The sequence below is a fragment of the Nemorincola caseinilytica genome (genome assembly GCF_039540515.1).
GTDB classification, from domain to species: Bacteria; Bacteroidota; Bacteroidia; order Chitinophagales; family Chitinophagaceae; genus Nemorincola; species Nemorincola caseinilytica.
Window position 1 is genome coordinate 231,552 of sequence record NZ_BAABFA010000024.1, and the last position, 11,989, is coordinate 243,540.

14 protein-coding genes are annotated in these 11,989 nt (G+C 51.7%); 10 read left to right on the plus strand and 4 right to left on the minus strand.

Translation table 11 applies throughout. The features are described from left to right. Nucleotides 1–297 precede the first annotated feature (297 nt). The 3 genes from ABD843_RS15655 to ABD843_RS15665 all read left to right on the plus strand — a co-directional run bounded on the left by ABD843_RS15655 (nt 298) and on the right by ABD843_RS15665 (nt 2,887). On the plus strand, nt 298–882 hold the full coding sequence (locus ABD843_RS15655) for an RNA polymerase sigma factor (RefSeq protein WP_345085263.1): 585 nt from the start codon (nt 298–300) through the stop codon (nt 880–882). Continuing rightward, nucleotides 863–2,131 carry a hypothetical protein gene (locus tag ABD843_RS15660; protein ID WP_345085266.1) on the plus strand — a complete coding sequence of 423 codons (1,269 nt, stop codon included), beginning with the start codon at nt 863–865 and terminating at the stop codon, nt 2,129–2,131. The genes ABD843_RS15655 and ABD843_RS15660 overlap by 20 nt, the downstream gene beginning before the upstream one ends. A gap of 210 nt (nt 2,132–2,341) precedes the next feature. Continuing rightward, nucleotides 2,342–2,887 carry an REP-associated tyrosine transposase gene (locus ABD843_RS15665; RefSeq protein WP_345085269.1) on the plus strand — a complete coding sequence of 182 codons (546 nt, stop codon included), beginning with the start codon at nt 2,342–2,344 and terminating at the stop codon, nt 2,885–2,887. Nucleotides 2,888–3,272: 385 nt separating this feature from the next. Here the strand turns inward: ABD843_RS15665 and ABD843_RS15670 are convergent, their stop codons facing one another. Beyond that, nucleotides 3,273–4,223, minus strand: coding sequence for a proline and serine-rich protein 1 family protein (locus ABD843_RS15670; RefSeq protein WP_345085272.1), 951 nt, complete (start codon nt 4,221–4,223; stop codon nt 3,273–3,275). A gap of 237 nt (nt 4,224–4,460) precedes the next feature. On the opposite strand from ABD843_RS15670, the gene hemL reads away from it, so the two are divergent. The 3 genes from hemL (at nt 4,461) to rlmB (ending at nt 7,587) form a co-directional block, all read left to right on the plus strand. Continuing rightward, complete coding sequence (hemL, locus tag ABD843_RS15675; protein WP_345085275.1) at nt 4,461–5,744, plus strand: glutamate-1-semialdehyde 2,1-aminomutase; 1,284 nt, start codon at nt 4,461–4,463, stop codon at nt 5,742–5,744. Nucleotides 5,745–5,851: 107 nt separating this feature from the next. Next, a complete protein-coding gene (locus ABD843_RS15680) occupies nt 5,852–6,775 on the plus strand; it encodes an SGNH/GDSL hydrolase family protein (protein WP_345085278.1) in 924 nt (307 codons plus the stop codon). A gap of 59 nt (nt 6,776–6,834) precedes the next feature. Then, the gene (gene rlmB, locus ABD843_RS15685; RefSeq protein WP_345085281.1) at nt 6,835–7,587 is read left to right on the plus strand and encodes a 23S rRNA (guanosine(2251)-2'-O)-methyltransferase RlmB; all 753 of its coding nucleotides are present in this window, start codon (nt 6,835–6,837) and stop codon (nt 7,585–7,587) included. A gap of 110 nt (nt 7,588–7,697) precedes the next feature. Here the strand turns inward: rlmB and ABD843_RS15690 are convergent, their stop codons facing one another. The 3 genes from ABD843_RS15690 to ABD843_RS15700 all read right to left on the minus strand — a co-directional run bounded on the left by ABD843_RS15690 (nt 7,698) and on the right by ABD843_RS15700 (nt 9,740). Then, nucleotides 7,698–8,225, minus strand: a complete 528-nt coding sequence (locus ABD843_RS15690; RefSeq protein WP_345085284.1) for a lipocalin family protein — start codon at nt 8,223–8,225, stop codon at nt 7,698–7,700. Between the two features lie 147 nt (nt 8,226–8,372). Then, complete coding sequence (locus tag ABD843_RS15695) at nt 8,373–9,047, minus strand: outer membrane beta-barrel protein (RefSeq protein WP_345085287.1); 675 nt, start codon at nt 9,045–9,047, stop codon at nt 8,373–8,375. A 57-nt stretch (nt 9,048–9,104) separates the two neighbouring features. Then, nucleotides 9,105–9,740, minus strand: coding sequence for an outer membrane beta-barrel protein (locus tag ABD843_RS15700; RefSeq protein ID WP_345085290.1), 636 nt, complete (start codon nt 9,738–9,740; stop codon nt 9,105–9,107). 70 nt (nt 9,741–9,810) lie between these two features. Between ABD843_RS15700 and ABD843_RS15705 the strand changes: the two genes are divergently transcribed. From ABD843_RS15705 to ABD843_RS15720, 4 genes are read left to right on the plus strand one after another with little or no spacing between them, the layout of a single operon-like run. After that, nucleotides 9,811–10,119, plus strand: a complete 309-nt coding sequence (locus ABD843_RS15705; RefSeq protein WP_345085293.1) for a hypothetical protein — start codon at nt 9,811–9,813, stop codon at nt 10,117–10,119. 2 nt (nt 10,120–10,121) lie between these two features. Further along, a complete protein-coding gene (locus ABD843_RS15710) occupies nt 10,122–10,886 on the plus strand; it encodes an MBL fold metallo-hydrolase (RefSeq protein ID WP_345085295.1) in 765 nt (254 codons plus the stop codon). 46 nt (nt 10,887–10,932) lie between these two features. Next, nucleotides 10,933–11,394 (plus strand): GNAT family N-acetyltransferase, encoded by a 462-nt coding sequence (locus ABD843_RS15715; protein WP_345085298.1) that lies wholly within the window; start codon nt 10,933–10,935, stop codon nt 11,392–11,394. Nucleotides 11,395–11,452: 58 nt separating this feature from the next. Then, on the plus strand, nt 11,453–11,932 hold the full coding sequence (locus ABD843_RS15720) for a GNAT family N-acetyltransferase (RefSeq protein ID WP_345085301.1): 480 nt from the start codon (nt 11,453–11,455) through the stop codon (nt 11,930–11,932). The last annotated feature ends 57 nt before the right edge of the window (nt 11,933–11,989 follow it).

Below are 11,989 nucleotides of genomic sequence, written 5' to 3' on the forward strand. Positions count from 1 at the left end.
TATATGTGAGTGGTTAGTTTTAAGCAGTAAAAAGGCGCCTTTTTCATCTTGATGCACCCACTTATAAGTTCTTTGTCATCATTATTTTGGATATTAAATATTGAGTTTTCTATATTTCTATGACCTAAGGACCGATAAGACCTATAACACATGACCTATATATCCCGAACCTTATCAGCCCTTATGAACACCTATCATCTTTATTCAGTGGCAGGGTGTGAAGATGCACCGATAAAAATTGACGTTATGAAGAATATTTGGTAATTTACTAGTACTATTTCACCTATGTTGCGCCTTATGCCCGCATATTCTGAACAAGAGATAATAGCTGGGTGCCGGCAAAAAAGCCGGGCGATACAGGAATATCTTTACAGGACCTATTACAGCCAGTTCCTTAAGGTATGCTCCCGTTACGCTAAGGATATGCAAGATGCTGAACAACTGCTCAATGATGGGTTTCTCAAGGTGTTCACGCAGATAGATAACTTCAAAAATACGGGCTCGTTCGAAGGGTGGATGCGGCGCATAGTTGTAAATACATGCCTCGACTACCTTAGAAGCACATCACTGAAAGAGGAAATGGCCATGCATGTGCGTGCCATTCCTGCCGAGGAAAGCGATCTTTCTGTGACCAATGTGGGGCTGGACAACATCGAATTCAAGGAATTGGTGCTCATGATACAAACATTACCCGCCATGACCCGCACCGTGTTCAACCTGTTCGTGTTCGACGGGTTCAACCATAAAGAGATAGGAGCACAACTGGATATAAGCGAGGGTACCTCGCATTGGCATCTGCACCAGGCAAGGAATCTGCTGCAGAAAAAGATATTGAAAAGTGATAAAAATAATAATATAACGTATGAAGCCAGGAGAATTTGATGAACTGATCAGGCAGAAGTTCGAACAGAACGACTTCGCGTATGATCCCGCAAATTGGGAACGGCTCAAAGAGCGAATGGATGGGCCTGCCAAAAAACGCAGTATGCTCATGTGGCTGTGGATGCCCGCAGCGGGTATGGCCGCATCTGTGGCACTGGCCATGGGCGTTACCTCGCTGCTCAGGTTCGGCGTGCCCGATGGCTCGTCGGCCGGTGGCGGCTATGCTGCAACAGGCAAATTCAATGCCCCCCGCGAACGTGAGGATAAAGTAGTGGCCATGGTACCCTCTGTCAACTACCAGGCGACAGAACGCCCTGCGCCCTCGAGGTCGCGTACCCCGCATGCCCGCAATACCGCAAGGCCTGCAACACAGCCATCCACTACCGCCGGCAATGGCATAGGTCTGAAGCTGGACCAGATGACAAAGACATCTGTGGCCGCTAACCAGCAGCACTCTGGCAACAGGTACGATGCCGAGGTATACAATAGCGCTACGCCACCAGTAGCTGCGAAGGCGCAGCCACCCAAACCAGAGAAAAAGGCCGTAGCTGCCGTACAGGAGCCTATGCATACCTTCCGCAAGGAGGAAGCCCAGCCACCCGTGCGCAAGAAGATGAACTTCTCTGTTATACTTTCCGGCGGTGTGAACCAGGGCAACAATAACAGCGGCTATATGGCCGGCGCTACCGTGCGCAAGATGATAAACGACAAGGTATACATAGAAAGCGATATAGCATTTGCCAGCAGCGATAATGTGCAGCGCACGAAGGTAGAGTCCATAGAGACAGTAGGCGGCGGTGCTACATCGGGCGGCGGCATGGGCAGCATACAGGCCAAGGTCTCTTCGGCATCCAAGGTATCATCAGACGGTGTGGCCACACAGCCCGTCAACAACCAGGTACGCGTCATCAAGACACAGGATGTAAGCTACAACCTGTCTTATGCGCAGATAACCCCTAGTGTTGGTGTAAAACTGGCAAAACGCATGTCTATAGGTATGGGCCCCGATTTCCAGGCCATGCTGCAGGACCACAGGCCCGAGCGTTCTATAGTAGACCGCGAGAACATAGCCGTGGCGCCTACATTCGATGTGGGCTTCGTAGGCAAGACCGAATATGCCTTTACCAACCGTATAAAGGCAGGCGTGGCCTACCGCAAGGGTGTGAACGGCGTCATTGTGCCCGGTGGTAAATACATAGACCGCGATTACCTGCAGTTCCAGATGAAGTGTACCATCTTCAACAAGTAGTGGAGGTGTAGAATGATACAACAGCGGCCATCCTTGCTAAAGGGTGGCCGTTGTCTTTATATGAACGCAAGCGTCCCACTTGCATAATATCAGGGACGAAGCGGGACGCTTCGACCAGGAAGAGTATACTGTTTGACGTAGTCGGAGACTACGTCATGGTGGTGGGCGATCTCCAGATCGACGAAATATAATATTCTCTACCTTGCAGTCATGAGCACGGGTTATCAGATAGATGATCAATATGGCATGTATTTTCTCACTTTCACGGTGGTTGACTGGGTGGATATATTTACACGCAAGGCTTACAGGGATATCGTTATTGACAGTATGAACTACTGTATAAAACAAAAGGGTTTATGTGTATTTGGATATGTGATAATGACCAACCACATTCATCTTATTGCGCAAAGCAAAACCGGCAAATTATCTGATACGATCAGAGACTTTAAAAAGTTCACAGCCCGCACTATTTTAGAAGTAATAAGAACCGAGCCGGAAAGCCGACGTGAATGGATGTTGCACAGGTTCGAGTGGAATGCATCACAGCATGAACGTAACAGCAAGTATCAGGTGTGGAGCCACGCAAATCATGCGATGTACATTAGTACGGAAAAATTCTTCAGACAAAAACTAGAGTATATTCATCAGAACCCTTTACGGGCAGGATGGGTAGAACGAGAGGAAGACTACGTCTACAGCAGTGCAAAGGCATTGTTTTGTAATGTAAATGGCATGGTGGATCTGTCGTATTGGTGATATGTTGTTTCGTCGATCTGGAGATCGGTCGCCGCTATGACGTAGTCGGAGACTACGCCAAACGGCGACTTCGCCGGACAATATTTTATCTTTGAGAAACTACGCCGAACGGGTGATATGTTGCTTCGTCGATTTGGAGATCGATCGCCGCTATGACGTAGTCGGAGACTACGCCAAACGGGATAATTTTTTAATATTTCTCCCTTCCTGGACGAAGCGGGACGCTTCGTCCTATACTTTTTGAAGCGTCTCGCTTCCGAAGAAGCGCTCCGCCTCACATATATCAGCCCATCCTCAACCGGCCGAATACAATATACGACCCAAAAACAACAAGACCGCCCCAAAAGAGCGGTCTTGTGTATAAATATCAGGAAGCAACAAAGCCTTATCGGCCACCCCTGCTTATAAAGTCGTTCAGTGCCTTCTTATTGGCATCGAAGTCGAACACAGATGCCACCTTGAAGTAGTTCTGCGGGTCTACGCAACGGTCGTACGCGAATTTCGCGAATGTTACCTTTGTATTCTCGAAAGAGAACAGCCTGCATATGTCCATCACCTGGGTAGTGGTCATATAGTTGGCGCCGAATATCGTCTTTGCCGTAGACAGCTTCGTATCCTCGAAAGATGCACCGTTTATACTGTTCTTCGCATCATTGAAGGTGCGCATGTCCATGGCTACAGGCATAGGAGGTGGCGGTGGTGTATAGCCGCCATTACCGCCACGGCCACCATTGTTGTAGCCGCCATTGTTATAACCGCCATTATTATATCCACCATTGTTATAGCCGCCGCCATAGCCATTGTCGGTAGTAGTAGTGGTAGTGGTCTCGGTTATCCACTGGCCTGTTATGGGGTCCATGTAGCTGGTCTCGGTCACAGTGTTCACCTGCTGTGGTTTGCCATAGTACATCACATACTCATCGCGCGGGCCACGGTAGTTGCGGTCGCACTCGTTCATCCTGTGGAACCTCAGCTTCATCCCGCTCCTTCCACCCGATATCCTCAGCGTCAGGTTCACCGCACGGCCATCTATGGGGTCGGCTATATTCACAGTGCGGCGTATAGGTGGCGCACCATTCGTGAACATTATCTGCACATCGTTCTGGTATTTGGGCAGCGCTTCCACCCTTATTTTGCTCTGCGGCACCAGGTTCTGCTTCATGCCGTTCAGTACCAGGTAGAACGGTTCACCGTTCTCAGAGAATATAGAGAGTACGCTGTTGTCGTACTGCATATTGTCGTAGCGGTATTGAAAGCCACCATATCCGCCGCGCTGGGCGTAGGTAGCAGGCCCTGCCAGCACGGCGGCCAGCAGCAATGCGTAAGTACATTTCATAGACAAATGAGTGATCTTTTGCAAGATTAGTGAATAAAAATGAATTGTGTGATAGGTACCTGCAGAACAACTAATATGCCAAACCCACTGTCATTCTATCTCTTGTGCTGTTAATATATTCACAATGCGTATTTCCTTGTTTACTATACAAACTACAATATTGTTACAAAACACCGCTTCGGCAGCCCGTTTTTATTTCGGAAATTGCAGCCCTTTACAAAACCATATCTACTTAAAATGAGCAATACAAGCGAGCAGTTATTTCAGCGTGCGCAGCGCAGCATACCCGGCGGCGTCAATTCTCCCGTGCGTGCCTTTCGCAGTGTGGGTGGTACACCCATCTTTATGCAGCGGGCAAAGGGCGCCTACCTCTACGATGCCGACGGCAAGCAGTATATCGACTATATCAACTCCTGGGGGCCCACCATCCTCGGTCATGCCTACGAGCCCGTGGTACGCGCCATACAGCAGCGGGCCGAGCTGTCTACATCTTATGGCGCCCCTACCGAGCTGGAGATAGATATGGCCGAGCTCATCATAGGCATGGCGCCCAATGTGGATATGGTACGCATGGTAAGCAGCGGTACTGAGGCCTGCATGAGCGCCCTGCGCCTGGCGCGTGGCTATACCGGCCGCAACAAGTTCATCAAGTTCGAGGGCTGCTACCACGGCCATGCCGATGCCTTCCTGGTAAAGGCAGGCAGTGGCCTCGCTACCTTCAATATACAGACCGTACCCGGCGTTACCGCCGGTGCTGCCAATGATACCCTCACTGCCCCTTACAACGACCTAGACGCGGTAGAACAACTGGTGCAGAACAACAAGGACGAGATAGCGGCCATCATCATAGAGCCCGTAGCGGGCAATATGGGCTGCATAGTACCTCGGCCCGGTTTCCTGGAAGGCCTGCGCGCCATCTGCGACCGCGAGGGTATAGTACTCATATTCGATGAGGTAATGACCGGCTTCCGCCTGGCGCCCGGCGGTGCGCAGGAACGCCTGGGCATCCGTGCCGATATGGTCACCTATGGCAAGGTAATAGGTGGTGGCATGCCCGTAGGCGCCTTTGGCGGCCGCCGCGATATAATGGAATGCATAGCTCCACTGGGCAATGTGTACCAGGCAGGTACCCTCAGTGGCAACCCCATAGCCATGATAGCGGGCTACACCATGCTGAAGACCCTGCGCGATGAACCCGGTATCTATATCGCCCTTGAAGAAAAGACACGCACCCTGCACGAAGGGCTGAACAGTGTGCTGGCCAAGAGCGGCAGGCCATACGTCATCAACAGGCTCGGTTCTATGATCAGCATACACTTCAGCGAGCGACCGGTGAGCAACTTTGCCGATGCTGCCGCTGCCGACAATGCCACGTTCAACCGTTTCTTCCACCAGATGCTCAGCAGGGGAGTCTACCTGCCACCATCGGCCTATGAGACATGGTTCATCTGCACCGCACTTTCCGATACCGATATAGACCATACCATACAGGCCGCTGCCGATAGCCTCGCAGCCCTCTGATGGATAAAATACCGATAGAGCATTAGCTCTTCCCATCTCCTCCCCTTGGGGGAGCCTGCCTGCCGCAGGCAGGGTCGGGAGGGACTTTTTTATGTACTTTCATTGCCATGTACGGCAAGGCCATATGGAAGGTAATGTTATTTGTAAGCCCTGTATTGGCGCTGCTCATAGCTGCCGAGGTGTATTGCCGTACTCACATTGCGGCTGTCACCCGCATGGCATATGTGCAAAAGCATGCTGCCACTATAGAGATCCTCATCCTCGGCGATTCGCACGCCCAGGATGCTATAGACCCCGCAGCCCTAGGCAACCCTGCTGCCACACTGGCCCTTGGCGGCCAGCCGCTGCATGTCGATCAGTTGTTGCTATTGCGGGTCATAGGCAAGTTGCCCCGCCTGCGTACTGTGGTCATAGAGGTATCGCCCCACCGTTTCTATTACGATCTTCAGCCAGATAGCTGGAACACTAACATGTACCATGCCCTATATGGTATAGACTATATGTCGCCCGGGGCTGCGCTGGCGCATCATTCCCTGGTAGCGGCCGATACCCGCCAGTGTTTGATGCTGTTCTTTCACTCCTTCGCCGGCCATGGTCTGCCTGCGTCTATCTCTCGTTTAGGTTTTATGTGGGTCGATACCGGTACACGATTTTCCCATCTGCATTACGATACTGCCCGCATAGATACCTCCTTTCACATGAAGCATACTTTCCGTGCCGCCGATGGCCCCGCGATCAACCTGCAAAGGTTGCAGGGGATCATAGAATTGTGCCAGGGCAGGGGAGTAAATATTGTATTGGTCTGTGCCCCTGTATACCGTACCTATCTGCGGCAGCTACCGCCATCTGCCCGTGCCCGGGTGTCGCGCGCCCTTAGCGATATGGCTGCAAAATACCATCTACGCTACATCGACCATCTCACCGATACCACCTATGCCGTCCACCACTTTCGCGATGATGACCACCTCAATGCCACCGGTGCGGCCCGTTTCACTGCCATGCTGCGAGAGGAAATGGAGCTTAATAGATAACACGAACATCCCACCTCCACTCCGGGAGAGGTCTCGTTTTTTTATCGTACGTTTACAGCATGAGACCCCGCCAGCCCTCATTGCCCCTGCTTGCAGGCCGCAAACCTGTTATGGAAGCCCTAGAGCAGGGCGTGGCCATAGAAAAGATATTCCTGCTGCGCACCGCTACCGGGCCCGAGATAGGTGTGATCAAACAAAAGGCCCGCGACCTCAATATCCCCATCAGCCAGGTACCTGCCGAAAAACTCGATGGCCTCACCCGCATTCAGCACCAGGGCGTGGTGGCATGGGGTTCGCTGCTGCATTATGTCGATCTGCAGGCGGGTATATCGCATGTGGTAGAAAAGGGCGAAACACCTCTTTTTCTCCTGCTGGATGGTGTTACCGATGTGCGCAATGTAGGGGCCATAGCCCGCAGCGCCCTCTGTTGCGGGGCGCAGGCGCTCATACTGCCCACCTCGCATGCCGCCTCCCTTACCGAGGAGGCCATCAAGACATCTGCCGGTGCCCTGCGCAAGATATTGCTCTGCCGCACACCCTCGGTACAGCAAGCCATGGACGTCCTGAAGCTCAATGGTATCCAGATACTCGGCACACAAATGAAGGGCAGTGTACCCGTATACGAGAGCGACCTCACCATTCCTAGCGTCGTAGTAATGGGTGCAGAAGATACCGGTATCAGCAAAGAGGTCCTCAAACGTGCCGATCAGCTCATACGCATCCCCATGGCCGCCAGCTTCGATTCCCTAAATGTGTCTGTAGCAGCCGGCATGGTATTGTATGAGGCTATGAGGCAGAGGCTGCTTTCCTAAAGCAAAAAGGAAAAATCAAAAAGAAAAACAGCTTTACTCTTCCTCGTCTGCGACGAGGATGTAACGGATGTGCGTGCAACGCACGGTCGTCTAAAGAAAGTATAAGCCGATCACTTGCACACCTGGTCCGTCCTGCGCAGTTTTTCCAGGTCGAAGCCCTTCTTTTCCAGCCGTGCCAGTATGGCCTGGTAGGTATCGGTGCTCATTTGTGGCGAGCGCGATAATATCCATAGATATTTTTTGTTCGGGTGGCTCACTACCGCATAGCTATAGTTGTCTGCCAGGTCTATTATCCAGTACTTGCCGCTGAATGGCCAGCGGAAACGCACTTTTAGCTTGGCATTACCGCTATTCTTCTGTATAAAGGCCTTTCCCCACGCTTCCTTTACCTTGCCGTTCGGCCCATCTTTGCGGCACCGGTTGTGTACTATCACATAGCCCCTGTCGCACAGCTCATACTCTGCCGTGGTACAGTGGCATCCCTTCTGGAACCGCTGCGGGAAGGATGCTATCTCGTACCACTTACCCGCATACTTGTTCACATCTACCGATGGTACCGTTCGTAAAGGCTGTGCATCACATACAAATGCCATTGAGGCCAACAGGAAGGCCCATACTATAGCTGCATACCGTATCATAGCTGCATATTTTGGTCTGCTGTAAAGTTCTTATGCCTTACATGCAAGACCACTACATGTTTGCAGCTTTACCTTGCATATTTGCCACATGATGGACATATAGGGTCATGGCCATCTTCCCATCCTTTGCATCAGGGTTCAGAACAATTATTTGAAAAGATACACCATCCGCAGTGTCCACATATTATTGAACTGCTGGCTCCGCCCATAGTTCACAGGCACCTTGTTGCGGATAGACAGCAGCGAGTACTGGAACCGCATATTGAAGAAAAGGCCCTTCCAGCAGTGCAGGCTGCCGCCTACCAGCATGTTCAGGTCGGTCTTGTTCACGGGGTAGTCGTCCAGGTTCACCAGCGGCTGTGCCGGGCTGAATTCTATGTTCTCTCGTTTAGTACCTATATAAGACAGCGAGAACCCACCCCCGAAGTGGTGCATATGCCTGTCGAAGTAGTTGATCATAAACGGCACCTCGGCATAGTTCAGCGTTATGCGGTAGTTGGTTATATACAGCCCCGGCGCTACGGTATAGGGCATCCCCTTCGATCGTGCGCCCTTCTGTGTGTACAGTACTTCCAGGCTGCCCTTCACATGCTCGGGGTCCATATTGAAGTACACTATACCACCTACGTTCAGGCCTGCCTTAGAGTAGCCTGCAAAGTTGTCGCCATCCACCTGCGAGAAGTTTACACCCGTTACCAGCCCACCATGAAAGGTCAGGTACTCATCGAAGATGTTATCCTGCGCCAGGGTGCGCATAGGTGCGGCCAGCACCAGCAGTGTGCATACGGTAAGTATACGGCACATATATCTCTTGCCGGCCATAGCCCGATCTTTATAGAACTGCCCGTACTGTCTATACATATCGCTAAGTTACAGGTACTACAAGAATATATACATCACCCGCACCGTCCACAGATTATTGTATTGCTTCTGCGCGCGCGCCACCTCAGGCGGCGATACCGTACGCATGGGCGACAACCCATACTGGAACCGCACATTGAAGAACAGCCCCTTCCACACATGCATCTGCGCACTGGCCAGCAGGCTGTATTCGCTCATTTTGAAGGGGTATTTCGTTACATCTACCATGTTGGCGGGGTATGTATCGGCCTTCTCCACTATGTTCAGCGCCCTGCTGTATGCTGCTCCCACCCCGAAATGGCTCTTATGCTTGTCGAAATAGTTGAACATCACGGGTATCTCTACATAGGGTGCATTTATATTGTACTTCACCAGCAGGGTAGCGCTGTCGGTAGGCAAAAAACGGGCCCCGTTGTCCTTGGCCCCCTTCTGGGTATACAGCAGCTCAAAGCTTACCGCCATAGACCTGTATACGCGTACATAGCCTATACCGCCTATGTTCAGCCCCTTTTTGTAGTAGCCCGCATAGGCGTCGCCATCTACCTGGCAGAAATTGGCCCCTATCACACCTCCTACCGATATCACGCGTATCCTGTCGGTATACACATCGGCATCCTCGCTTATCTGGGCATAGGAACGGCTGCAAAAAAACATTAATAACACAACAATGATGGCTGGAAATGCTCCGAATTCTCTACTTTTATTCATTGAAACAGCCAGGCTAATGAGCTTCAAATATACACCAAACACACTGAAGAAACTGGAAGAGCTTTTCGAGGAGACAGGCTATATGATACGGTACGAAAAAGGCAATTTCAACAGCGGGTATTGCATACTGGAGGAGCGCAGGGTGGTGGTCATAAACAAGTTCTTCAATGTAGAGGGCCGCATAAATGCCCTTATAGAGATACTGCACAATATCACCGTGAACGAAGAGGCCCTCAGCAGCGAAACGCTGAAATGGTACAAACAGCTGAATGTAGCCCCACCGGGTGGCAACGACCAGCCGGTACAAACCAAAATGGACATATAGCTGTGAAAGTCACCTTCCTCGGTACCGGCACATCACAGGGTGTTCCCTTCATAGGGTGCCCCTGCCCTGTATGCAATTCTGCCGATGCCCGCGATACCCGCCTGCGCAGCGCTATATGGATAGATGCGCCCGGGGCCAGCATAGTTATAGACAGCGGCCCCGATTTTCGCTACCAGATGCTGCGTGCCGGTGTGCGCAGGCTCGATGCCATTGTGTTCACCCACGGCCACAAAGACCATATAGCCGGGCTGGACGATATTCGCCCCTACAACTTCTTTCAGAAGAACGCCATAGGCGTATATGCCACCGAAGAGACGCAGGAGGCCCTGCGCCGCGAGTTCCGCTACATTTTTGCCGAGGTGTCCTATCCCGGCATACCGCAGATAGATATGCATACCATATCGCCCACAGAGCCTTTCAGCATCAATGGCCTGCATATCACTCCCATACGGGTGAAGCATTATCACCTTGAGGTATTGGGATTCCGCATAGGCAAGTTCACCTACATCACCGATGCCAACTATATAGCGCCCGAGGAGATGGAAAAGATAAAGGGCAGCGATACCCTGGTGCTCAATGCCCTCAGGCATGAGGCACACATATCCCACTATACACTATCGCAGGCCATAGAGGTGGCCCGGCAGGCGGGTGTGCCCAATGTTTACTTCACACACATCAGTCACCAGCTGGGCCTGCATTCCGATGTGGAAAATACCCTGCCTGCAGGTATGCACCTGGCATATGATGGCCTCTCGCTGAAGTTTTAATGCATAAGATCTGTTATCTTAGCTATATCACTGGTACCCCTTGCCTATGATGATAAATATTGCTACCCGGCTTCTGGGCGCCGATAAAAAGGCTGTGCTGGACCTTTGGAACAACGAATACCCGGCCATACTGGCTTATGCCGATATCGCTGCTTTCGATGCGTATATGGATGCCCTGGCCGATAAGCTGCATTACCTGCTCATAAGCGCTACAGGAGCGGTGCTGGGATGGGCCATGACGTTCACAAGAGATGAGGAGAAATGGTTCGCCATCATCATAGATCACAGTATGCATGGCCGTGGGTACGGCACCCGTATGCTAGATAGGCTGAAGGATACAGAGCTATCGCTGAACGGCTGGGTATCGGTCCTCGATACATACAAAAAACTAAATGGCACACCCTATATATCGCCACTGGGCTTCTACCTCAGGAACGGGTTCGCCCTCACCGGGCATACGCTCGATACCGGTCAGCTATCGGCCGCGAAGATATGCTGGCAGAGATAGAACGGCGATCGCACAACAAATAACAGGCCACCGGCGTTTAAAAGGTCTATTCCCGTATATGGATAACATAGAGTATCACCTGGCCACCGAGGCCGATGTAGACATCATACTGCGATACCGCATAAAATTTGGCGAGGAACTGGCGAGTACACAGGTAGCGGCCGATGAGGCCACACTTCGCGAAAGCCTCACAGAGTACTTCGCGCGCGAGGTGAACAGGAATTATATATGCTGGTACGCTACGCACGAGGGTGTAGTGGTATCTATCGCAGGCCTGGTGGTAAGGGTAGGGCCGGGCAATATAAAGAACCCATCGGGCCGGTGGGGATATGTGATGAATGTATACACCCTGCCTCAGTACCGTGGGCGTGGCCTGTCATCTGCCATTATGGACAGGCTGCTGGCCACGGGTGTAGAACGCGGTATCACTGCGTTCGAGCTGCACTCCACGCCTGCAGGAGAACCCGTATACATAAAGGCAGGCTTCAAATTGCACAACGAGCCTACCTACCGCAAGTTCATTACGCATACCCGATAACGAAAAAAGGCCGGTCTCCCGGCCTCCTTCTTACCTGCTAAAGTGGTATATCTCCCG

Excerpts from the sequence above, each read along its gene's own strand:
- ABD843_RS15655 (WP_345085263.1), top strand. The coding sequence starts at position 298 with ATGCCCGCATATTCTGAACAAGAGATAATAGCTGGGTGCCGGCAAAAA.
- ABD843_RS15660 (WP_345085266.1), top strand. The coding sequence starts at position 863 with ATGAAGCCAGGAGAATTTGATGAACTGATCAGGCAGAAGTTCGAACAG.
- ABD843_RS15665 (WP_345085269.1), top strand. The coding sequence starts at position 2,342 with ATGAGCACGGGTTATCAGATAGATGATCAATATGGCATGTATTTTCTC.
- ABD843_RS15670 (WP_345085272.1), bottom strand. The coding sequence starts at position 4,223 with ATGAAATGTACTTACGCATTGCTGCTGGCCGCCGTGCTGGCAGGGCCT.
- hemL (WP_345085275.1), top strand. The coding sequence starts at position 4,461 with ATGAGCAATACAAGCGAGCAGTTATTTCAGCGTGCGCAGCGCAGCATA.
- ABD843_RS15680 (WP_345085278.1), top strand. The coding sequence starts at position 5,852 with ATGTACGGCAAGGCCATATGGAAGGTAATGTTATTTGTAAGCCCTGTA.
- rlmB (WP_345085281.1), top strand. The coding sequence starts at position 6,835 with ATGAGACCCCGCCAGCCCTCATTGCCCCTGCTTGCAGGCCGCAAACCT.
- ABD843_RS15690 (WP_345085284.1), bottom strand. The coding sequence starts at position 8,225 with ATGATACGGTATGCAGCTATAGTATGGGCCTTCCTGTTGGCCTCAATG.
- ABD843_RS15695 (WP_345085287.1), bottom strand. The coding sequence starts at position 9,047 with ATGGCCGGCAAGAGATATATGTGCCGTATACTTACCGTATGCACACTG.
- ABD843_RS15700 (WP_345085290.1), bottom strand. The coding sequence starts at position 9,740 with ATGTTTTTTTGCAGCCGTTCCTATGCCCAGATAAGCGAGGATGCCGAT.
- ABD843_RS15705 (WP_345085293.1), top strand. The coding sequence starts at position 9,811 with ATGAGCTTCAAATATACACCAAACACACTGAAGAAACTGGAAGAGCTT.
- ABD843_RS15715 (WP_345085298.1), top strand. The coding sequence starts at position 10,933 with ATGATGATAAATATTGCTACCCGGCTTCTGGGCGCCGATAAAAAGGCT.
- ABD843_RS15720 (WP_345085301.1), top strand. The coding sequence starts at position 11,453 with ATGGATAACATAGAGTATCACCTGGCCACCGAGGCCGATGTAGACATC.